This window comes from Afifella sp. YEN Y35 (assembly GCF_047553465.1).
GTDB lineage: Bacteria > Pseudomonadota > Alphaproteobacteria > Rhizobiales > Afifellaceae > Afifella > Afifella aestuarii.
The window spans coordinates 2,668,052-2,685,131 of record NZ_CP180203.1 but is presented as its reverse complement, the minus strand read 5'-3'; the positions used below and the strand labels follow the sequence as shown (position 1 = coordinate 2,685,131).

Genomic DNA, 17,080 nt, shown 5'->3' with positions numbered 1-17,080 from the left:
CGGACGGCCAGCCGCCGGACAGAGGAGGCCCGCGGGGACGGTGAGGCTCATCCCCGCGGGCCTTCCGCATGCGCCTTGGGAGATTTAGACGGACGAGGGGGGACCTCGATATGGAGAGCGTTCAGATCACGGCGCCGGCCGCGCGGCGCATGCAGGAATTCTTCGCCGCCGAAGACGGCACGCCGCTGCGCAACGCCTTTGGTGCAAAGCGCGTGGTGCATCCCTCCTTCGGCGCGCAGATGGTGCCGGAGGAGAGCCGGGAGGCCACGTGGCGGGAGCTCACCCGCCGGCCGCGCGCCCGCAACGGCGTCGCCTATCTGCACGTGCCGTTCTGCGAAAACCATTGCCTGTTCTGCGGCTTCTATCAGAACGCCTGGAGACCGGAGGCGGGCCCAGCCTATGTCGACGCGCTGATCGCGCATCTGAAACGCGATGCCGGTCTGCCCTATCAGGCGGAAGGCGCGCTCGACGCCGTCTATTTCGGTGGTGGCACGCCGACCGTCCTCTCGGCGCCCGATCTTGCCCGGCTCATCACGGCGGTGCGCACATATCTGCCGCTCGCGCCCGATTGCGAGATCACGGTGGAGGGGCGGCCGCGCAGCTTCGATGACGACAAGATCGCGGCGATTTTCGATGCGGGCGCCAACCGCGTCTCGCTCGGTGTCCAGACCTTCGACACGCGCCTTCGCCGCTCACTCGGCCGGCGCGCCTCGCGCGAGGAGCTGATCGCGTTTCTCGACCGGCTGGTGAAAGCCGATGGCGGCGCGATCGTCGTCGATCTCATCTACGGCCTGCCCGGTCAGACGCTCGAGGCCTTTCGCAACGACGTGGAGACGGCGATCGCCATCGGTCTCGACGGGGCGGATGTCTATTCCTTGAAGCTCATCCCGCACGCGCCGCTGCGGGCCGCGATCGACAAGGGCAAGTTCCCGCCGATGGACCGCGCCGAATTCGGCCTCTTTTATGCCGAAGCGAGCGAGGTGTTTGAACGGGCGGGCTGGCATTCGATCTCCACGACGCATTGGCGGCAGGGGGAACGCGAGCGCAACATCTACAACCACGCCGTCAAATCGGGCGCGGAATGCCTCGCGTTCGGGGCGGGCGCCGGAGGCTCTCTCGGCGGGTATTCCTATGGTATCGGCGATGATCTGCGCGCCTATCAGGAGGCGATCTCCGCGGGCCATTGCGTCGTCGGCCGGCTGACGCGGCAGCCGGAGAACCACGACCTCTTCAGTCTGATCAAGAGCGAGATGGAGCTCGGGCGGCTCAACGTCGCCTGGCTGTCGGCGCAGCTCGAACGCCGCGCCGGGCTTCAAGGCGACGTCGTGCTCGCGCCCCTCTTCGCGCAATGGCAGCGGGCGGGGCTGGTCGAGGCGGACAAGAGCCGGCTCCGCCTGACGCTCGCCGGCCGCTTCTGGCAGGTGACGTTGACGCAGAACCTGCTGGAATGGCTTCAGGCGCAATTGTGCGAGGCCGAGACGGCGGGCGGATGACGCGCCGGCCGCCGAAAGGCCGGCACGCCCTCAGGCGCGTTCGAAGCCGCGGCGGCGGTCGAAATCCGTAACGATGCGGTCGGCCTCGTGCTGCTCCCAGCGCGCGCTATGGAGGTAATGCTCGATCACCTCCTCGCCAAAAGCTTCGCGCAGCATTGTGGAGCCTTCGAGCGCGGTGATCGCCTCGCGCAGCGTCTTCGGGACGTCGCGATCCGCGCGGTCGTCGGCGCTGTAGGCGTCGCCCAGAAACACCTCTTCGAGCGGCATGTTCTTTTCGATGCCGTCGATCCCGGCGGCGATCAGGGCCGCGAAGGCGAGATGCGGGTTGAGATCGGCCCCGCCGATCCGGCATTCGATGCGGATCGCCTTGCCGTTTTCGCCGCACAGACGGTAGCCGGCCGTGCGGTTGTCGAGTGACCACAAGACCCGCGTCGGCGCGAACGTGCCGGCCGTGAAGCGCTTGTAGGAATTGACGTAGGGCGCGAGGAAATAGGTGATCTCGCGGGTATGGGCGAGGAGGCCCGCCACATAGGCGCGCATCGTCTTCGACATGCCGTGTTCGCCGTCCGGGTCGAAGAAGACCGGTTCGCCCGACAAACTCGTCAGCGATTGATGGATGTGGGAGGAATTGCCGGCATGATCGGTGTCCCATTTCGCCATGAAGGTGATGGCGCGGCCCTTCTGCCAGGCGATCTCCTTGACCGCATTCTTGATGATGGCGTGGCGGTCGGCCATCGTCAGCGCATCCGAATAGCGGACGTTGATTTCGCCCTGGCCGGCATCCGCCTCGCCCTTGGTCGCTTCCACCGGCACGTCGGTGCCGGCGAGGCCGTTGCGGATGGCGCGCATGACATCTTCCTCTTTGGAGCTCTGGAAGATGTTGTAGTCGCCGTTATAGGCGCTGAAGGTGTTGAGCTTCTGGAAGGCGGACGCTTCCGCCTCTTCATAGCTCTCCCTGAACATGAAGAATTCGAGCTCCGAGGCGGTCATGGCGCGAAGGCCCATCGCTTCCAGACGCTTCAGCTGCTTCTTCAACAGCGCGCGCGGCGAATGCGGCACCTCCTCCAAGGTTTGCGGATCGAGGACGTCGCAGATGACGAGCGCCGTCGCTTCGAGCCAGGGGACCCGCCTCAGCGTCGCGAGATCCGGCCTCATGACGTAATCGCCGTAGCCGGTCACCCAGTTCACCGACCGGTAGCCCTCGACGGTGGTCATTTCGAGATCGGTCGCCTGCAGATAGCTGCAGGAGCGGCTCTCCTTCCAGGCGTGGTCGAGGAAGAAATCGACATGAAAGCGCTTGCCCATGAGGCGCCCCTGCATGTCGATCTGCGCGGAGAGGACCGTATCGATCTCGCCGGCCGCAGCAAGGGCCCTCAATTCCTCCAAAGTGAGCCTGCCGCTCATGCCGGTTTCCTCTGTGTTATCTGTGCCGTGGCGGGAATCATCCGCCGCGCGGACCTGAAAGCGTCGCCTGTGTGCCCCGCGGGACGATTGACGATGCCGCGGACCACGCCCTATCCACCAGCCAGCCGCCTCCCGCAAGCCTTGCAGGCACGTCCCTTCGTAGGGCCTTTGCGGTGCTGGCCGGGCCGCACGAAGGAGGCAGAGAAGGCGCATGTCCAAGACCACCCAGGCGACGCTGGCTCTGAAGCGGGCGGGTGTCGCTTTCGCCGTGCATCTTTACGAGTACCATCCCGACGCGGCCCGCATCGGCCTGCAGGCGGCCGAGGCGATCGGCGCCGCGCCGGAGCGCGTGCTGAAGACGCTGATGGTGGAGGTCGATGGCAAGCCCGTCTGCACCGTCATTCCCTCCGACCGCGAGCTCAGCATGAAGAAGGTCGCGGCGGCCTTCGGCGGCAAGCATGCGGAGATGATGAAGCCGGAGGCGGCGGAGCGGCTGACCGGCTTCCATGTCGGCGGCATCAGCCCCTTCGGGCAGAAGCGCAAGGTGCCGGCCGCGATCGAAGAGGCGGCGATGGCGCATGAACAGGTCATCATCAATGGCGGCCAGCGCGGCGTCATGGTGGAGCTCGCACCGGCCGATGCGCTCAAAGCCCTCGGCGCCAAGGCGGCGGCGCTGATTGCCTGACCGCGCTCCGATTGCGGGATGAGGCGGTAGGCAGGCCGCGGCCGGCATGCTAGACAAGTTCCTCTTTCGTTCCTGACGGAGCCTTTGATGGTCCGACGCGCCGGCAGTGCCGATCTGCCGCTTCACAATGGCCGTGTCCCGGCCTGGCTCGGGCAGAGGATGACGGCGCTCGGCACGGTGATGACGGAGGCGATCGTCCACCATTACGGCCGCGACGAGTTTCTGCGCCGGCTCTCCCATCCCTTCTGGTTTCAGTCCTTCGGCGCCGTCATGGGGATGGACTGGCATTCCTCCGGCATCACCACCTCCGTCATCGGTGCCTTGAAGCGCGGGCTCGCGCCGCTTTCGGGCGAGCTCGGGCTGCATGTCTGCGGCGGGCGCGGCCGGCATTCGCGCAAGACCCCCGACGAGCTTGTGGCGATCGGTGGGCGTGTCGGCTTCGATGGGACGGCGCTTTCGCGCGCGAGCCGCCTCGTCGCCAAGGTCGACTGTGCCGCGCTACAGGACGGGTTCGACCTCTATCTGCACGGCTTCATCGTCACCGACGACGGCAAATGGGTGGTCATTCAGCAGGGGATGAACGGTGAGACGCGGCTTGCCCGCCGCTATCACTGGCTGTCGGAAGATCTGACAAGTTTCGTCGATGCGCCGCATGCGGCGATCGAAGGCCGCAATCAGGGCAGAATCGTCAATCTCGCCGACCACCGCGCGGCCGCCTCGCGCGAGCGCCAGATCGATCTTCTGCGCGATGTCGGCGTCACCGGCATCGTCCGCGAATATGCCGCCCTCGAGGGCAGGCCCGAGCCTGCGGCGGCCGAGGAAGAGGCGCCGCTTCTGCCGCATCTCATAATGCCCGCGCACCACGATGTGCGCCCGAAAGACGTGGTGAGCCGGCGGCTTCATGGGGCGCTCGCCGCCGCCGCCGAATGCGGGCCGCAGGATTTTTCCGAGCTGCTCCTGACGCCGGGCGTCGGCGCCCGCACGGTGCGCTCGCTCGCCATGGTGGCGGAGGTGGTGCATGGCGCGCCCTGCCGCTTCACCGACCCGGCCCGCTTCTCGCTCGCCCATGGCGGCAAGGACCAGCATCCCTTTCCGGTGCCCACAAAAGTCTATGACGAGACGATCCGCGTCATGCGGCGGGCCGTCGATCGGGCAAAGCTCGGCCAGGACGACAAGCTCGATGCCATCAAACGCCTCGACCGGGAGGCAAGGCGGCTCGAAACCGTGGCGGACGGCCCGACGCTTGCCGAATATACCGGCGAAGAGATGCGCCATGCGGCAGCCTATGGCGGGCGCAGCGTCTTCGGCTGGGAAAGCGAGGTGCAGGCGGCGGCGCGGCGGCCGGGGAAGGCCAGGAGCGAAGGCGCGCCCGCGGCCAAGCCCGTGCGCGGCCAAAAATCGGCGCCTCCGACGGACGATCTCTTTACGGGCGATCTTTTCTCCGCTGATTCTTCTGGGGCTGATCTTTCGAGCGCCGCGCCCGCGCGAGGCCGGCAAAGGCGCTCTGGCTGAGCGTGACCCTTGCGCGAGGGACGGAGGCTGCCGGCGCGACACCGATGCGCTATGGAACGATGCGCTATGGAACGGGGCGCTCTCAAAGGCGCAGGCAAGCGGAGAGAACGATTTTGACCACCATCTACGGCATCAAGAACTGCACGACGATGAAGAAGGCGCGCGCCTGGCTCGACGAGCATCAGGTCGATTACGCCTTCCACGATTACAAGACGGCGGGCATCGAGGAGCCGCGGCTTCAGGGCTGGGCGGATGCGGCCGGCTGGGAGAAGCTTCTGAACCGCGCCGGCACGACGTTTCGCAAGCTGCCGGACGAGAAGAAGGCGGATCTCGACCGCGACAAGGCGATCGCGCTGATGCTGGAGCAGCCCTCGATGATCAAACGCCCGGTTCTGGAGGCGCCGACAGGGCTTCTCGTCGGCTTCAAGCCGGAGGAATATGAAAAAGCGCTCGGGTGAGGCGCGAGCGCATTTGGGCGCTCATCCCTGCGGATGTGGGTGTGATTGCGGAGCGCCCCGCGTCTCGGCGGCTTGAAATCCCGTGAGATCAGGGCGGGCATGGACACTCGCCGATTGCGTATGCCGGAGCACCCAGACGCCGAAGCAGAGCGCGTAGAGATAGGCCGCGAATTCGAGCATTTCCTCCACCCCCTCGTGGTGGAAGTCCTCGCCGGCTTCGCCGATGAACAGCAGGAGCGCAGCGATGCCGAGCGGCCAGAAGGCGAGGAACCAGCGCGGCCTGATCATCTCCGCGATGTCATCGCGCCGCCAGAAGAGGCCGATGAGAGCGACGGCGGCGCCGCCGCTGAAGAGGACGGCCTTCCACGATCTTTCGATGCACGCGCCGCCATCAAAAGTGTGGCTTTCGCAGGCGGCCATTCCACAGGGCCGTTTTCGGCAAACCAGGCTGCGGCATGAGACGTCTGAGTCTCGACGAACCAGCCGATTGCGATGCCGATCACCGACAAAGCGACGCCGAAGCCGAGCCAGCGCGGAACAGAAGGATATGTTTGGGAGGGAATCATGGGACTGCGAATGTCTCATGACGGTCCGATGACAGAGTGTCAATCAAGCTGAACGGTCGCTGCGGATCGGCGTTAAGATCCTGAGCGGGTGGGGTGAGCATAGAGACGCTGCTTGCAGCGCCCACAGAGCTTCTCGTCGGCTCAAGTCGGAGGAATACGAAAAGCGCTCAGGAGCGAAATGGGGGGCTATGAGTGCCGAGGCGGAGCGCTCTCTGCAGCTTGCCTCGATCGGATCGCAATCCGAGGATTTCACGACGAAATCTATCTGTTCAAAGGTCGTTTGAAGAAGGCGCTGGAGACCACGCTCGCGGCGCTTCAGGCCAAACGTTTCGAGCGCCTTACCTGGGAGAGGGCTATGGCGATGACGGACAGGGCCGCCCCGATACGCCTGGCTGGTGGCATTGGACGGACAACGCGGCTGCGCTTCTTTTCCTCAAAACGCGTCTCGCCGAAGATCATGGTCGTCGCGAGATCCACCTGTGTTCGAGGCCTCTGGCCGATGTGTCTTCGGGGACGTTTTGCAGTTTTGACTGGGTTGTTTTGTTGAGGTTTAGTCAATCCGACAGTTGCACAGCCTAGGTCATTTGGATGCGACGGTAATGAGTAAATTTCTGCAATTTTTTATGTATTACTTGATAATAATCGTCGTTGGGGTCGTTATAGAATTAAACCTACCATTCGGTCATTGGGTTAACATGGCAATAGTAGCCGTATGTGGCTTCGCGGCGGGCGGGGGTATTGCTTGGCTTCTCCGTGCGGAAGAGTGAACCATAGAGCGCGAATTTGAGCGGTTGCGCAGTCTCAACGCGGATGCGGACCGGATCCCGCAGCCAGCCAGACATGCGATTCGTGCAGCTCACGCTACAGACATCCAGGGTCGTCTCTAGGCGAACAGTCGCGGAAAGTTCTTCGGGAGAATGGTGCCCAGGGGCGGATTCGAACCACCGACACGCGGATTTTCAGTCCGCTGCTCTACCAACTGAGCTACCTGGGCATGGCCGGCGAGGCGAAGAGCCTCCGGCGGCTCGGGCGATCAGCCCGAAGCGATCGGCCTTATAGGAGACGTCGCCGCCGCTGTCCAGCCGTCTGGCGCGTTAAGGCGTGGATCGTTGTCGCGTCGCCGTCGGCGCGCTTTTGGCGGCGCGGCGGGGGCCGCCCTTAAAGCTAATTTTACGCCGCTGCGTCCAAGGAGAGTGCGGGGGGCAGCGAAGCGATGGGCGATCTCGCAAAGCCGAAAGACGTGGGAGCCGGGGGGGCCGAGAGGGCCAACCCGATCGAGGCGAGCCGGAAGGGACCGGAGGCCGAGGCGCGAAGGCCGCAAAGCCTCCTCGTCGCTCTGCCGGGTGTCGATCTCCGTACGGTCATCGAAACCATCGCGCTTCTGCGGTCGCTCGACGGCCAGCCGGGCCTTGATCCCTTCAATCGCCGGCCGGAGCAGGCCCTGAGCTGAGCCGCGCGACCCGCGCCTCTTTTGCGGGCGGCAACGAAATTTGCGGCGATCCCCACAGAAAAATCGGGTTCGCAGGAAAATTCGTCACACCCTGTGATCGTCTGCGGGTTCCCTCCGAGGGGGCGAGCGCGGGCGCCACGGCCGAACGAGACCGTGCGCTTTTTCAACGAACTGCCCTTTGTTTCAGATCACTTCTAAGATCTGCCTGCCGCGTCCGCAGTCGCCTCTTGCGGGAGGTCAGAGAACGCTCGCGCGGCGGATGACGTTGAAATTGCCGCCAAAGCCCCGCATAACCTTAACAAATTCTTGAGCGGAAGACGGGGCAATGGCGGCGCATCTATTCGCTGTACCAAAAGAAGTTGAAGATACAGAGCGGTCCGTCTTCAGCGTCACGGCCGACGCCTTCTCCGTGAAGGTCACCGCGGATGGCGATGCGTTCTTCTTCGTCCGTCTTGAAAAGACTGGCCGCGGCGAGGTGGTGGTCTCCGACTTCTTGGGGGGATCGCAGGCGGAAGAGGATTTGATCCTCGCGCTCGACTACGCCCTCAGCGAATTGCGCGCCGAGGAGCTGGAGCGGCTGATTTTCCGCGACCTCGTGCCCTGCGGCATGGAGGACGGGCGTTTCGGCTACAAGCTGGAGCGGGCGAGCGAGCTTGCCAAACGCGCCAGCGATCGCCTCGCGAAGCGGCACGGCTGCACGGTCCGCTCCTTCGCGGTCGAACCGCGCGCCGGCAAAATGGACGCACATGTGGGCTTTGCCGCCGCCTGAGCGGCGCAACCGACCCGTTCATCCGAAAGAGCCCCGATATCGGGCCTGAGGCGAGGCCCCGGCCTCAATCCTCGTCGTCGCTGCCGCCAGGCTCCCGAACGGCCTCGCCCGGAATGCGATAGGCGCCGCCGAGCCAGCGGTTGAGATCGACCTCGCGACAGCGGGTCGAGCAGAAGGGCGCCTCCTCGGCGCTCGCCGGCTTGCCGCAGATCGGGCAGCGTTCGACGGCAGGGCCGCGACGAGGCCGCGTCGGGCGTGCGCTCATGCCGCAGGCTCCGTCCAGCGTTCGTAGACGTCGAAATGCTCGCCGGCGAGAAGGTTCATGGTTTCAAACAGCGGCAGTCCGACGACGTTGGAATAAGAGCCGATGAGTTTCACGACGAAAGCCCCGGCACGGCCCTGGATGGCGTAGCCGCCGGCCTTCCCCTGCCATTCGCCCGAAGCGAGATAGATCTCGATCTCGCTGCGCGACAGACGTTTGAAGCGCACGCGGCTTTCTACGAGCTTCTGCCGCGTCGCGCCCTTCGGCGTCAGCAGACAGATCGCCGTATAGACGCGATGCGCCCGCCCCGAGAGGAGCCTGAGGCAGGCTGCGGCTTCGTCCGTCACTTCCGGCTTCGGCAGAATCCGCCGACCGACCGCCACCACCGTATCGGCGGCGAGCACATAGGCGCCTTCGAGCGCCGGGTCGCGTCTGGCGGCCCGGGCCGCCACCTCCGCCTTGGTCCGGGCGAGCCGCCGTGCCATCGAACGCGGCAATTCCTTGCGCTCCGGCGTTTCCTCGATGCCGGCGGGGAGAAGGCGATCGGGGATGATGCCGATCTGGTCCAACAGCGCCAGGCGTCGCGGCGAGCCGGAGGCGAGCACAAGGGGGGCGGGGGGTTGCTTGTGGCGGTTCATTGGCCGTGGCGGCTTAAATCCTGCGCGCGGAGGCCCAAAGGCCGTCCGCAGCGGGCTATTTGTAGCGGTATGTGATGCGCCCCTTGGTCAGATCGTAGGGCGTCATCTCGACAAGCACCTTGTCACCGGCGAGCACGCGAATGCGGTTTTTGCGCATACGCCCGGCGGTGTGGGCAATAATCTCGTGGTCGTTTTCCAGCTTCACTCGGAAGGTGGCGTTGGGCAAAAGCTCAGTGACGACACCGGGAAATTCCAAAACCTCTTCTTTGGCCATCAATCACCTTGGGTTAGATTGGCGAGGATACGTACCCCAAACGTTTCAGCGTGTGAACCGGTTCTTAAGGGGTCGAGGCCGCTTTCGTCAGCCCTTTCGGGGCTGAACCAGCCTCTGCTCGATGTTTCGGGCAAGCCTGTCCCGCAGTTCGCGGTAGGCGGTGAGGATCTGTTCGCGGCTGCCTGTCGCCTGTGTCGGATCGGGCGTCGGCCAGTATTCGACGTCGATCGCGAGCGTGCGCGTCAGCTCCAGAGCCTGGTGATGCGCTTCCGGCGACAGCGTGATGGCAAGATCGAAATTGAGATCTTCCAGCTCCGCCAGGCTTTTCGGCCGCGACTGGCTGAGCGCCAGCCCCTTTTCGGCGAGAACGGCATCCACGAAAGGATCTCGCCTTCCGGGCATGACCCCGGCAGACGCGACATAGATATGGGGTCCGAGGGCCTCGCGTGCCAGGGTCTCCGCGATCGGCGAGCGCACCGCATTGCGTCCGCACAGAAAAAGGATCGAAGCCGGCTGTCTCGAAGCCTGCGCCGCCACGGGGGTCAGCCCCGCCAGTGCAGCACGCAGACCAGCGTGAACAGGCGGCGTGCCGTGTCGAAATCGACCTCGATCTTGCCTTTCAGGCGCTCCTGCAGGAGGCGGGAGCCTTCGTCATGCACTCCGCGACGACCCATATCGATCGCCTCGATGCGCCGCGGCGAGCCGCTCTTGATGGCGTCGTAATAGCTTTCGCAGATGACGAAATAGTCTTTGACGATCTTGCGGAACGGCGACAGCGACAGAATGTGCGTCATCACCGGCGTGTCGTCTTCCTTGCGGATGTCGAAGACGAGGCGCCGTTCGGCGATCGCCAGATTGAGCTTGTAGGGGCCTTCCTCCTTGCAGACGGGGGCGAACGAATTCTCGTCGATCAGATCGAAGATGGCGACGGCGCGCTCGTGCTCGATATCGGGCGGGCCACGCCCGATCGATTCATCCAGATGGACAGCGACGAGCCGGTTCTTCTGCCCCGCATTCGCCATCACCCGGCCGCCTCACCGATTCATTCGGATGGTGAGGGCGCGCGCATGCGCCTCCAGACCCTCCGCACGCGCCAGCGCGATCGCGGCCGGGCCGAGATCGGAAAGCGCCGAAGGCGGGCAGGAGAGGATGGAGCTGCGCTTCATGAAATCGAGCACCGACAGGCCCGAGGAGAAGCGCGCCGAGCGCCCGGTCGGCAGGACGTGGTTGGAACCGCCGACATAATCGCCGATCACTTCCGGCGTGAAGCGCCCGAGGAAGATCGCGCCGGCATGGCGGATCTTTGGCAGAAGCCGCTCCGGATCGTCGATGGCGATCTCCAGATGCTCCGCCGCGATGCGGTCGGCGAGCTCTGCCGCTTCGTCGAAATGCTTGACCGTGATGACGGCGCCGAAATCGCGCCAGCTCGCCTCGGCGATTTCGCGGCGCGGCAGGAGCGCCGCCTGGCGATCGACTTCTTTCGCGACGGCTTCGCCGAAGGCCTGATCGTCCGTGACGAGGATCGACTGCGCCACCTTGTCGTGCTCGGCCTGCGACAAAAGGTCGGCGGCGAGCCAGGCCGGATCGTTTTCGGCATCGGCGATGACGAGGATTTCGGACGGCCCGGCGATCATGTCGATGCCGACCGTGCCGAAGACACGCCTCTTGGCGGCGGCCACATAGGCATTGCCGGGGCCGACGATGATGGAGACGGGCTTGATCGTCTCCGTGCCGTAGGCAAGCGCGGCGATCGCCTGCGCCCCGCCGACGCGGTAGATTTCATCGACGCCGGCAAGCTCGGCCGCGACGAGAACGAGCGGGTTGAAGACGCCGTCGGGCGTCGGCACCGTCATGGCGAGCCGTTCGACGCCGGCGACCTTCGCCGGCACCGCGTTCATGATCACCGAGCTCGGATAGGCGGCGGTGCCGCCGGGCACGTAGAGGCCGGCGGAATCGACCGCCGTCCAGCGCGTGCCGAGCGTGACGCCCAGCGCATCTTCATGGCGCGTATCCTCCGGCATCAGCCGCTCCTGGCCGGCTTTGAGTCGGTCGCGAGCGAGCGTCAGCGCCTCGAGCACGTCTTTCGGGCAGTCCTCGACCGCGCGCTCGATCTCCGCCCGGCCGATCGCGGTGCCGCGGGCCTCGAGATCGACCTTGTCGAAGCGCGCCGTCAGCTCGGCGAGCGCGTCGTCGCCGCGGGCGCGCACATCGGCGATGATGTCGCGCACGGCCTCGTCGACCTCTGCGGCCATCTCGCGCTTGGTGGCGAGAAACGCCGCGAAGCGTGTCTCGAAATCTTCATCCGTCGTGGAAAGTCTGAGCGCCATGGATCAAGCCCCGCGATCTTCAGGATGTCATGTGACGCGGCTGGCGCGGCGTCGACCAGGCGGGGCCAAGATCGGCAAGCCGCGCTTCGCAGCATTCGACCTTGAGCTTGATGGCCGCATCTCCGGCAAAGACGAGGGTCACCTCGCCGGCCGGAGCCGCGGTCGGAGCGAATTGCACGGCAAGCAGCGACAGAACGCGTTCGCCATCGTTGCGATCGATGCCGAAGCTTTTCGCCTCTTCCACGCGCTCGAAATGCAGGACGGCGCGCCGCCGTTCGAAGACGCGCGAAAGGGCCCGCCGCTCGGGCGCCGCCTCCCAGGCAAACCGGTTCATCGGGAGGAGGAGGCGCTTTTCCTGCGGCAGCCATTTGATGTCGCCGACCTTCACCACCGCATCCTGAACATACGCGGAGATGATCTGCAGATCTTCCTCGTCCATTGCCATGAGACGCAGACGACCGCTCGAAGCCATGAACCCCTTCCCGATCTGACCTTATTGGCCGCTTCCGTTGTGGCCGCACCGATCTTGGCGAAGCCGCAGGCTCGCGCCTGCCGCTCCGCCATCGCGATACCGGCCCAAATCTCCCTTTTAGGCTCTAGGGCCTCGCCGCGGTGAGGGCAAGGCGCGAACCGGTCCAGGATGCCTCAGGCGCGGACGCGCTCGATCTCGGCGCCGCAGGCGGAGAGCTTCTCTTCGAGGCGCTCAAAGCCGCGGTCGAGATGGTAGACGCGGTTGACCGTCGTCTCGCCTTCGGCCGCAAGACCGCCGATGACGAGCGAGACGGAGGCGCGCAGATCCGTCGCCATGACCTGTGCCCCCGTCAGCTTCTCCACGCCGCGGATGGTCGCCGTCTGCCCGTCGAGACGGATATCGGCGCCGAGACGCGACAATTCCTGCACATGCATGAAGCGGTTTTCGAAGATCGTCTCGGTGATGTGGGAGGTGCCGTCCGCCCGCGCCATCAAGGCCATCAACTGCGCCTGCAGGTCGGTCGGGAAGCCGGGAAAAGGCTGGGTGGTGACTTCGACGGCCTTGAGCGGTCCGCCATTGCGCGCCACGCGGATGCCTTCGTTGGTCTCCGCGATCTCGATGCCGGCGTCGACGAGGGTGTCGAGGGCGGCACGCAGGAGATCGGGCCGCGCGCCGGTCAAGGTGACCTCGCCGCCGGTCGCCGCCACCGCCATCGCATAGGTGCCGGTTTCGATGCGGTCGGGAAGCACGGAATGCTCCGCCGCGGAGAGCGACGGCACGCCCTCGATGTGGATTTCGCGGGTGCCGGCGCCTTCGATCTGAGCGCCCATCTTCATGAGGCATTCGGCGACATCGACGACTTCCGGCTCGCGCGCGGCGTTTTCGATGACGGTTTCGCCCTTGGCGAGGGCGGCTGCCATCATCACCGTATGCGTCGCGCCGACCGAGACGCGCGGAAAGATCACGCGTCCGCCGACGAGACCTTTCGGCGCGCGCGCCTCCACATAGCCGCCTTCGACGGACAGCTCCGCACCGAGCGCCTGAAGCCCGTGCAGATAGAAATCGACCGGGCGCGTGCCGATGGCGCAGCCGCCCGGCAGCGACACGCGCGCTTCGCCCATGCGGGCCAAGAGCGGGCCGATGACCCAGAACGAGGCGCGCATACGCGACACGAGTTCATAGGGCGCCGTGGTATCGACGATCTCGCGGGCGGAAAGCTCCACCGTCTCGCCGGCCACGACCTCGTGCGTGGAGCGTTTGCCGCGCACCGTGTGATCGACGCCGTGATTGCCGAGAATGCGCTTCAGCAGGGACACGTCGGCGAGATTCGGCACATTCTTGAGCGTCAGCGTCTCCCGGGAGAGGAGGCTTGCGATCATCAAGGGCAGGGTGGCGTTCTTGGCGCCTGAAATCGGGATCGTCCCGTTCAGGCGATTGCCGCCACGAATGCGAATACAATCCATCAATGCTCCTCTTGCGGCGTCTCGCCCGGGTTCGTCCCGCTTTGCCGCTTACGTCTTGTCGGAAACCGCGTCCGCGGATCGATCCGCCGCAGACCCGTCGCTTGCCGCGCGGGCCTTTTCCTTGCGTCGTTTCAGATTCGCCCTCAGCGCCTCGGCGAGCCTTTGCTCGCGCGCCTTGCGCGCCGCGTCTCGCGCCTCGTTCTTGTCCGGTTTTGCGCCCCGCATCGATCCTTCATAGACGAGCTGCCGCATGCAAGGAAGTCCAGTTGCAATCGGGCGAAAACGAGGCTCGGGCGGGGTGGATAGAGAGGATGCGGTCCTGCGTGTCCTTGTCGCAACAGGGGGCGTGCCAGACGCCTGTAACAGGGGCAGGCGACACCGATGCTGCAGAGACGGACCCGTTGAACCGGTGCTCGGAAGGAGGAGCAGGGGGCGTTGCCTCGGGTCGAAATCGCCCAGGCAGGGCGGCTGGCCTGTGTCGAGCTTGCCTCAGGCGTGAGATTGCGCGCCTCGGCAGTTGCATGGCGCGGGCGCTTGTGGCATGGACCGGGCGCCTGAGGAACGGTTGCGCCGGTCCGGGACGCCCCGCGGGCGCCTTTTGGACGGCACGGTCACGGAAAGCCGCAGTAGCTCAGTGGTAGAGCGCACCCTTGGTAAGGGTGAGGTCGGGAGTTCAATCCTCCCCTGCGGCACCATTTTTCGGTTTTCAGAAAAGAGATGACGGTTTGGCCCCGTGCCAGCGGCCGATGGCCGCCGACACGCGTCCGCCGAGATGTCGGCGTCGAGGCAGACTACCCCATCACTCCCTCAATCTTCTCTGCGAGTGCAAAGTCTTTTTCCGTCAGGGAATCGGCGTCGTGGGTGCGCAGCGCGACGTCGAGGGTGCCGTATTTGACGGTGAGGTCCGGATGGTGGTCGGCGGCTTCGGCGAAATGGCCGATGGCGTTTGCGGCCAGCAGGCTTTTGGCGAAATTCTTGGTTTTGTAGCTGCGGCAAAGATAGCCGTCTTCGACGCGCCATTCCGGCAGACGGGTCTTGGCTTGTGCGGTGGCGTCGTGATCTGAGAAGTGGCGGGTTTCGGCCATGAAAGGCTCCCTCGGCTGGCCGCGGGGGCCCTCAGCGTCCTATGCGCCGAGCGCCTCCTTGCGGCGGATGATCGTGGTGCCGGCGCGCGCCTTTTCCAGTTCGAGCTTTTCCACCCGAAGCGCGACGATCGCGGCAAGCGGCTCTTCCAGGATCCGGGCGGCGATTTTCTCCGCCAGGGTCTCTACAAGGTCGAAATGCCCTTCGGCGACGATGGTTTCGATCGCATCCGTCAAAGCGTCATAAGAGAGAACGTCTTCGAGCTTCACCGGTTCGCCGGCAGGAGGGGCCGCGCGCGGCTGCGTCGCGACCGTCATGTCGAAGCGCACCTGTTGGGGCCCGTGCCTCTCACGCTGATAGGCGCCGATGCGCACCGGCAGAACGAATTCCGACACGAAGACGAGGTCGGCGCCTTCTTGCGCGGCAAGCCGCAACATGTCTTCGGCTTTGGCCAACATCGTCATCGGTCCTCAGGAGATTGCTGTGAGGTTGCTGCTGAGATTGCGGCGGCTGCGAGGACGCCCGCCCAGGCAGGTTTGTAACCGCTGGATGCTTGAAAGGCTCCACGGAACGCGCCGCCCGATGGCGCTGTGGACAAAGGTGGACGAGCGACCGGCGGCGATGCTCATGCCTGCCGCTCCGGCAGCATGTCCTGAAGGCGCAGAAGGGCGATCTTTTCGACCTCGTGGCAGGCGGTCGCAAATTCCGTCTCCCGGTCATGCGCGAGGCGGTCTTCGAAGGCGGTGCGGATCTCGTCCTTGTTGCGCCCCTTGACCGCCATGATGAAGGGAAAACCGAATTTCTCCCGGTAGCGCCGGTTGAGATCGCGGAAATGCTCGCGTTCTCCGGCATCGAGCTGGTCGAGCCCGGCGGATGCCTGTTCGGCGGTGGAGGCATCGGTGAGGGCATGCGCCTCGGCGAGTTTGCCGGCGAGGTCGGGATGGGCTTCGAGCACAGAGAGGCGTTTTTCTTCGCTGGCCGAACGGAAGGCGGCCGCCATTGCGCCGAAGAGACCGCGTGCCGTGTCATGCGCCGGCCCGAGCTCGCTCTTATAGGTGCGCTTGGCGACCCAGGGCGAGGATTCGAAGACGCTGCCGAAGCGCATCATGAAGGCCTCGCGGCCCATCTGGCTCGGCCGCACGAAACCATGCGGCGGGTGGTGGGCATGCCAGTGGCGGGCGATGTCGATGCGCCGTGCGATCCACACATCGTCGAGGCTCTGGATGTAGCCGAGGAAGCGCTTCAGCGCGGCGAAGCGGCCGGGGCGCCCGGCAAGGCGGCAATGCAGCCCGATCGACAGCATTTTGGGCTCGCCCGCGAGCCCTTCCGCACGCAAGGTGTCGAAGGCGTCCTTGAGATAGGTGAAGAAATCGGTGCCCGAGCCGAAGCCCTGCGCGGCGACGAAGCGCATGTCGTTGGCTTCGAGCGTGTAGGGGACGATGAGATGCGGGCCCGTCTCCCCTTCCACCCAATAGGGGAGGTCGTCGGCATAGGAATCGGAGGAATAGACGAAACCGCCTTCCTCCATCGCGAGCCGCGCCGAATGTTCAGACGAGCGGCCCGTATACCAGCCGAGGGGGCGTTCGCCGGTTGCCGCCTGATGCAGCGCGATCGCCTTTTCCATATGGGCGCGCTCGTCGGCGGCGGAGAAATCCTTGTAGTCGATCCATTTGTAGCCGTGCGAGGCGATCTCCCAATCGGCCTCCTGCATGGCGGCGACGGCTTCGGGATTGCGGGCGAGCGCGGTCGCGACACCGAAGACGGTGACCGGCACCTGGCGCTGGCTGAACAGCCGCCACAGCCGCCAGAAGCCGGCGCGCGAGCCGTATTCGTAATGCGATTCCATGTTCATGTGGCGCTGGCCGGGCCAGGGCTGTGCGCCGACGATGTCGGAGAGGAAGGCTTCCGAGGCCTCGTCGCCGTGGAGAAGCGCGTTTTCGCCGCCCTCTTCGTAATTGACCACGAACTGGACCGCGATCGCGGCCTCTTGAGGCCAGTTCGCCTTGGGGGGCGTGCGTCCGTAACCGAGGAGATCGCGAGGGTAACGGTTGGAACTGGTCATGATGTCAAATCCGTAGGCTCTTGCCTGAGATGGCCTGCCGCCGGCGAAGGGCTTGCCGCGCGGGCCTTTGCGTTTGCACCCCCGGGCGCTGGCCCGTCAATCCGCTCGCGACGGCACGTGGCGGTCGCGCGAGAGCCTGCCGCGGGGTCGAGGCGGGTTTTT

20 protein-coding genes and 2 tRNA genes are annotated in these 17,080 nt (G+C 65.4%); 7 read left to right on the top strand and 15 right to left on the bottom strand.

The window, feature by feature from the left end; all coding sequences use genetic code 11:
* Positions 1-110 precede the first annotated feature (110 nt).
* Positions 111-1,493: a heme anaerobic degradation radical SAM methyltransferase ChuW/HutW gene (gene hutW, locus ACK8CP_RS12785; RefSeq protein ID WP_414832056.1), complete on the top strand. Its 1,383-nt coding sequence runs from the start codon at positions 111-113 to the stop codon at positions 1,491-1,493.
* Positions 1,494-1,523: 30 nt separating this feature from the next.
* Here the strand turns inward: hutW and ACK8CP_RS12780 are convergent, their stop codons facing one another.
* A complete protein-coding gene (locus tag ACK8CP_RS12780) occupies positions 1,524-2,897 on the bottom strand; it encodes a glutamine synthetase family protein (RefSeq protein ID WP_414832055.1) in 1,374 nt (457 codons plus the stop codon).
* Positions 2,898-3,108: 211 nt separating this feature from the next.
* Here ACK8CP_RS12780 and ybaK point away from each other — a divergent pair, with 211 nt between their 5' ends.
* The 3 genes from ybaK to ACK8CP_RS12765 all read left to right on the top strand — a co-directional run bounded on the left by ybaK (position 3,109) and on the right by ACK8CP_RS12765 (position 5,552).
* Positions 3,109-3,582 carry a Cys-tRNA(Pro) deacylase gene (gene ybaK / locus ACK8CP_RS12775; protein ID WP_414832054.1) on the top strand — a complete coding sequence of 158 codons (474 nt, stop codon included), beginning with the start codon at positions 3,109-3,111 and terminating at the stop codon, positions 3,580-3,582.
* An 87-nt stretch (positions 3,583-3,669) separates the two neighbouring features.
* Positions 3,670-5,094, top strand: coding sequence for a DUF763 domain-containing protein (locus tag ACK8CP_RS12770; protein ID WP_414832053.1), 1,425 nt, complete (start codon positions 3,670-3,672; stop codon positions 5,092-5,094).
* Positions 5,095-5,204: 110 nt separating this feature from the next.
* Entirely contained in the window at positions 5,205-5,552 is a 348-nt protein-coding gene (locus ACK8CP_RS12765) for an ArsC family reductase (protein WP_414834256.1), read from the top strand.
* 21 nt (positions 5,553-5,573) lie between these two features.
* On the opposite strand, the gene ACK8CP_RS12760 is transcribed toward ACK8CP_RS12765, so the two are convergent.
* Both ACK8CP_RS12760 and ACK8CP_RS12755 read right to left on the bottom strand, forming a co-directional pair.
* Positions 5,574-5,972, bottom strand: coding sequence for a hypothetical protein (locus ACK8CP_RS12760; RefSeq protein WP_414832052.1), 399 nt, complete (start codon positions 5,970-5,972; stop codon positions 5,574-5,576).
* Between the two features lie 1,064 nt (positions 5,973-7,036).
* Positions 7,037-7,112, bottom strand: a tRNA-Phe gene (locus tag ACK8CP_RS12755).
* 219 nt (positions 7,113-7,331) lie between these two features.
* Between ACK8CP_RS12755 and ACK8CP_RS12750 the strand changes: the two genes are divergently transcribed.
* Positions 7,332-7,568, top strand: coding sequence for a hypothetical protein (locus ACK8CP_RS12750; protein WP_414832051.1), 237 nt, complete (start codon positions 7,332-7,334; stop codon positions 7,566-7,568).
* A 325-nt stretch (positions 7,569-7,893) separates the two neighbouring features.
* Complete coding sequence (locus ACK8CP_RS12745; RefSeq protein WP_414832050.1) at positions 7,894-8,337, top strand: hypothetical protein; 444 nt, start codon at positions 7,894-7,896, stop codon at positions 8,335-8,337.
* Positions 8,338-8,401: 64 nt separating this feature from the next.
* Here ACK8CP_RS12745 and yacG read toward each other — a convergent pair whose 3' ends face one another.
* The 9 genes from yacG to ACK8CP_RS12700 form a co-directional block, all read right to left on the bottom strand.
* The gene (gene yacG / locus ACK8CP_RS12740; RefSeq protein ID WP_234629655.1) at positions 8,402-8,602 is read right to left on the bottom strand and encodes a DNA gyrase inhibitor YacG; all 201 of its coding nucleotides are present in this window, start codon (positions 8,600-8,602) and stop codon (positions 8,402-8,404) included.
* Complete coding sequence (locus ACK8CP_RS12735; protein ID WP_128292190.1) at positions 8,599-9,237, bottom strand: Maf-like protein; 639 nt, start codon at positions 9,235-9,237, stop codon at positions 8,599-8,601. Before ACK8CP_RS12735 ends, yacG begins: the two co-directional genes overlap by 4 nt.
* Positions 9,238-9,292: 55 nt before the next feature.
* Entirely contained in the window at positions 9,293-9,511 is a 219-nt protein-coding gene (gene infA, locus ACK8CP_RS12730) for a translation initiation factor IF-1 (protein ID WP_028482718.1), read from the bottom strand.
* An 87-nt stretch (positions 9,512-9,598) separates the two neighbouring features.
* A complete protein-coding gene (locus ACK8CP_RS12725) occupies positions 9,599-10,057 on the bottom strand; it encodes a low molecular weight phosphatase family protein (protein WP_414834255.1) in 459 nt (152 codons plus the stop codon).
* A complete protein-coding gene (locus ACK8CP_RS12720) occupies positions 10,054-10,533 on the bottom strand; it encodes a UPF0262 family protein (protein WP_234629653.1) in 480 nt (159 codons plus the stop codon). The genes ACK8CP_RS12725 and ACK8CP_RS12720 overlap by 4 nt, the downstream gene beginning before the upstream one ends.
* A 12-nt stretch (positions 10,534-10,545) precedes the next feature.
* Positions 10,546-11,838, bottom strand: a complete 1,293-nt coding sequence (gene hisD, locus ACK8CP_RS12715; protein WP_414832049.1) for a histidinol dehydrogenase — start codon at positions 11,836-11,838, stop codon at positions 10,546-10,548.
* A 19-nt stretch (positions 11,839-11,857) separates the two neighbouring features.
* Positions 11,858-12,310, bottom strand: a complete 453-nt coding sequence (locus tag ACK8CP_RS12710) for a DUF2948 family protein (protein WP_128292194.1) — start codon at positions 12,308-12,310, stop codon at positions 11,858-11,860.
* 173 nt (positions 12,311-12,483) lie between these two features.
* Positions 12,484-13,773, bottom strand: coding sequence for a UDP-N-acetylglucosamine 1-carboxyvinyltransferase (murA, locus tag ACK8CP_RS12705; RefSeq protein ID WP_414832048.1), 1,290 nt, complete (start codon positions 13,771-13,773; stop codon positions 12,484-12,486).
* Between the two features lie 48 nt (positions 13,774-13,821).
* The gene (locus ACK8CP_RS12700) at positions 13,822-14,025 is read right to left on the bottom strand and encodes a hypothetical protein (protein ID WP_128292196.1); all 204 of its coding nucleotides are present in this window, start codon (positions 14,023-14,025) and stop codon (positions 13,822-13,824) included.
* Between the two features lie 368 nt (positions 14,026-14,393).
* On the opposite strand from ACK8CP_RS12700, the gene ACK8CP_RS12695 reads away from it, so the two are divergent.
* A tRNA-Thr gene (locus tag ACK8CP_RS12695) sits at positions 14,394-14,468 on the top strand.
* 96 nt (positions 14,469-14,564) lie between these two features.
* Here the strand turns inward: ACK8CP_RS12695 and ACK8CP_RS12690 are convergent.
* The 3 genes from ACK8CP_RS12690 to puuE all read right to left on the bottom strand — a co-directional run bounded on the left by ACK8CP_RS12690 (position 14,565) and on the right by puuE (position 16,918).
* A complete protein-coding gene (locus ACK8CP_RS12690; RefSeq protein WP_414832047.1) occupies positions 14,565-14,858 on the bottom strand; it encodes a 4a-hydroxytetrahydrobiopterin dehydratase in 294 nt (97 codons plus the stop codon).
* A gap of 39 nt (positions 14,859-14,897) precedes the next feature.
* Complete coding sequence (locus ACK8CP_RS12685; protein ID WP_414832046.1) at positions 14,898-15,314, bottom strand: dihydroneopterin aldolase; 417 nt, start codon at positions 15,312-15,314, stop codon at positions 14,898-14,900.
* A gap of 167 nt (positions 15,315-15,481) precedes the next feature.
* Entirely contained in the window at positions 15,482-16,918 is a 1,437-nt protein-coding gene (gene puuE, locus ACK8CP_RS12680) for an allantoinase PuuE (RefSeq protein ID WP_414832045.1), read from the bottom strand.
* Positions 16,919-17,080 lie beyond the last annotated feature (162 nt).

Excerpts from the sequence above, each read along its gene's own strand:
- ACK8CP_RS12710 (WP_128292194.1), bottom strand. The coding sequence starts at position 12,310 with ATGGCTTCGAGCGGTCGTCTGCGTCTCATGGCAATGGACGAGGAAGAT.
- ACK8CP_RS12735 (WP_128292190.1), bottom strand. The coding sequence starts at position 9,237 with ATGAACCGCCACAAGCAACCCCCCGCCCCCCTTGTGCTCGCCTCCGGC.
- ACK8CP_RS12780 (WP_414832055.1), bottom strand. The coding sequence starts at position 2,897 with ATGAGCGGCAGGCTCACTTTGGAGGAATTGAGGGCCCTTGCTGCGGCC.
- ACK8CP_RS12750 (WP_414832051.1), top strand. The coding sequence starts at position 7,332 with ATGGGCGATCTCGCAAAGCCGAAAGACGTGGGAGCCGGGGGGGCCGAG.
- murA (WP_414832048.1), bottom strand. The coding sequence starts at position 13,773 with ATGGATTGTATTCGCATTCGTGGCGGCAATCGCCTGAACGGGACGATC.
- ACK8CP_RS12760 (WP_414832052.1), bottom strand. The coding sequence starts at position 5,972 with ATGGCCGCCTGCGAAAGCCACACTTTTGATGGCGGCGCGTGCATCGAA.
- hutW (WP_414832056.1), top strand. The coding sequence starts at position 111 with ATGGAGAGCGTTCAGATCACGGCGCCGGCCGCGCGGCGCATGCAGGAA.
- ACK8CP_RS12745 (WP_414832050.1), top strand. The coding sequence starts at position 7,894 with ATGGCGGCGCATCTATTCGCTGTACCAAAAGAAGTTGAAGATACAGAG.
- ACK8CP_RS12770 (WP_414832053.1), top strand. The coding sequence starts at position 3,670 with ATGGTCCGACGCGCCGGCAGTGCCGATCTGCCGCTTCACAATGGCCGT.
- hisD (WP_414832049.1), bottom strand. The coding sequence starts at position 11,838 with ATGGCGCTCAGACTTTCCACGACGGATGAAGATTTCGAGACACGCTTC.
- ACK8CP_RS12690 (WP_414832047.1), bottom strand. The coding sequence starts at position 14,858 with ATGGCCGAAACCCGCCACTTCTCAGATCACGACGCCACCGCACAAGCC.
- ACK8CP_RS12700 (WP_128292196.1), bottom strand. The coding sequence starts at position 14,025 with ATGCGGCAGCTCGTCTATGAAGGATCGATGCGGGGCGCAAAACCGGAC.
- infA (WP_028482718.1), bottom strand. The coding sequence starts at position 9,511 with ATGGCCAAAGAAGAGGTTTTGGAATTTCCCGGTGTCGTCACTGAGCTT.
- yacG (WP_234629655.1), bottom strand. The coding sequence starts at position 8,602 with ATGAGCGCACGCCCGACGCGGCCTCGTCGCGGCCCTGCCGTCGAACGC.
- ACK8CP_RS12720 (WP_234629653.1), bottom strand. The coding sequence starts at position 10,533 with ATGGCGAATGCGGGGCAGAAGAACCGGCTCGTCGCTGTCCATCTGGAT.
- ybaK (WP_414832054.1), top strand. The coding sequence starts at position 3,109 with ATGTCCAAGACCACCCAGGCGACGCTGGCTCTGAAGCGGGCGGGTGTC.
- puuE (WP_414832045.1), bottom strand. The coding sequence starts at position 16,918 with ATGACCAGTTCCAACCGTTACCCTCGCGATCTCCTCGGTTACGGACGC.
- ACK8CP_RS12685 (WP_414832046.1), bottom strand. The coding sequence starts at position 15,314 with ATGTTGGCCAAAGCCGAAGACATGTTGCGGCTTGCCGCGCAAGAAGGC.